This is a genomic window from Agromyces binzhouensis (genome assembly GCF_004135055.1).
GTDB lineage: Bacteria > Actinomycetota > Actinomycetes > Actinomycetales > Microbacteriaceae > Agromyces > Agromyces binzhouensis.
On sequence record NZ_SDPL01000532.1, the window covers coordinates 1 to 1,730 of the forward strand.

General features: G+C 75.9%; 2 protein-coding genes. One reads left to right on the plus strand and one right to left on the minus strand.

Going from position 1 to position 1,730, the window contains the following annotated elements; all coding sequences use genetic code 11:
- Positions 1-163 precede the first annotated feature (163 nt).
- Positions 164-1,018, plus strand: a complete 855-nt coding sequence (locus ESO86_RS16450) for a spermidine synthase (protein ID WP_129235903.1) — start codon at positions 164-166, stop codon at positions 1,016-1,018.
- Positions 1,019-1,077: 59 nt separating this feature from the next.
- Here ESO86_RS16450 and ESO86_RS16455 read toward each other — a convergent pair.
- Positions 1,078-1,730: 5-oxoprolinase subunit C family protein (locus ESO86_RS16455; RefSeq protein ID WP_165308164.1), on the minus strand; the 653-nt coding region annotated here is incomplete at its 5' end.

Consider the following 1,730-nt stretch of genomic DNA (forward strand, 5'->3'; position numbering starts at 1 on the left):
CGAGGAGGGCAACGCCGTGATCGTCGCCGGCCCCGCGATCCCGCCGCGCGTGGTCGAGCGGCTGCGCGCCGCAGGTCCGTTCCCCGCCGAGGTCCTGCAGGGCGCGCGGCTCGACGCCGTGCTGTGGGGCGCGTGCTGAGCCGACGCGGGTAGCGTGGCATCCGTGCCGGAACTCGAACGTCGCCTCGCCGTGAGCGGACACCTCGCCAGGCTCGAGGAGTCGCGGACGCGGCCCGGCTCGTGGACCCTCACGGTCGACGGGACCCCGCAGTCGCACGTCGACCTCGAGCAGCCCGAGTGGCTGGGATTCGAGTACGTGCGCCGCATCGGCCACGCGGTCGACCTCGTGCGCGAGGAAGGGCGGCCGATCACCGCGCTGCACCTCGGCGGCGGCGCGTTCACCCTGCCCAGGTACGTCATCGCGACCAGGCCCGGGTCGCGCCAGCAGGTGATCGAGTTGGAGTCCGACCTCGTCGACCTCGTGCGCGCGAACCTGCCGTTCCCGCGCGGCGCGCAGGTGCGCGTGCGGCACGGCGACGCCCGCGAGGTCCTCGCGAAACTCCCGGCCGGGCTCGACGGAGCGGTCGACATCGCGATCGTCGACATCTTCTCGGGCGCGCGCACGCCCGCCCACGTCACGAGCGCGGAGTTCCACGGGCTCGTCTCGCCGCGGCTCGCACCGGGCGGGATCGTCGCGGTCAACGTCGCCGACGGCGCCGGCCTCGCGTTCGCCCGGTCGCAGGCCGCGACCCTGTCGCACGTGTACGCGCACGTCGCGCTCGCCGCCGACACCGGCATGCTGAAGGGCCGGCGATTCGGCAACGTCGTCATGTACGCCTCGCACGACCCGCTGCCGTTCGCCGGGCTGCCGCGCCGCCTCGCGAGCGATCCGGCCCCCGCGAAGCTCGTCGACGGCGACGAGCTGGTGCGCTTCATCGCCGGCGCGCCGGTCGTGACGGATGCCACCGCAGTGCCGTCGCCGCCCCCGGCGCGGTCGGTGTTCCTGAGCAGGCCGTAGGTCGTCGGGAAGGGACAGGACGGACGGGGCGGCGGCCGGCCGTCGAGGGCGCCCGCCGCTCACGCGTGCCGGAACCGGATCTCCTGGCCGGGTCGCACCTGCGCGAGCACGTCGAGGGAGCCCGGATCGACGATCGCGACGACCGGGTACCCGCCGGTCACCGGCCGGTCGGCGAGGAGCACGGTCGGCACGCCGGCACCGGTGACCTGGATGGCGCCCGCGACCGTCGGCTCGCTCACCAGCTCGCCCGGCACCCGGCGCTCCAGCGCCGGACCCTCGAGCCGCGCCCCCACGCGATCGGCGGATGGGGAGACGCGCCAGCGCGATTCGTGCAGCACGGCGAGCGCGGCATCCGTCACCCAGTCGGCGCGCGGCCCCGGCAGCAGGCCGAGGGTGACCGATCCGACCGGCGGCGGGTAGGCGGCGTCGTCGTCGAGCAGGGGCACGGATGCCGCGGGCTCGGGTCCCACCGCGAGGACACGTCCCGCACCGACGGGCTCGGGCCCGATCCCCGCGAGCGTGTCCCGGCTGCGTGATCCGAGCACGAGCGGTTCGTCGATCCCGCCGCGCACGGCGACGAGGTAGCGCAGGCCGCGTTCCGCGGTGCCGATCTCGACGGCCTCGCCGGCGCGCACGCGCGCGGCACGGTAGGGCCCGACCTCGCGGCCCGCGACGCGCACCGACCCCCAGGCTCCGGTGACCGAGAACCACA